General features: G+C 58.0%; 1 protein-coding gene. It reads right to left on the reverse strand.

All coding sequences use genetic code 11. The annotated features are described in order from the left end of the window. A partial coding sequence (locus tag AB3X86_RS38490; protein WP_368599922.1) for a hypothetical protein occupies positions 1–255 on the reverse strand: 255 nt, incomplete at both ends.

Below are 255 nucleotides of genomic sequence, written 5' to 3' on the forward strand. Positions count from 1 at the left end.
CCTGCGTTGCCGCCGGTGAGATTGGTGGGATCTTGGTTGGGGGTGGATACCTTGCAAAGCTCTTCAGGGACGTAGATGCCAATGTTCAGGCCGGTGTTCTGCAGGTGGCCGATGAGGTCGTCCTGACCGTGATTCATGCTGCCCTTCAGCGCTTTCAGGCTGGCTTCTGGCGCCAGCAGGTTGTTCTGCTGATTGTTCCAGTTGACCCAGTTGTTCCAGTCGTTGAGCGCCCAAGGTTTCGCACCACCGCCATCA

The organism is Paraburkholderia sp. BR14374, from assembly GCF_040948685.1.
GTDB lineage: Bacteria > Pseudomonadota > Gammaproteobacteria > Burkholderiales > Burkholderiaceae > Paraburkholderia > Paraburkholderia youngii.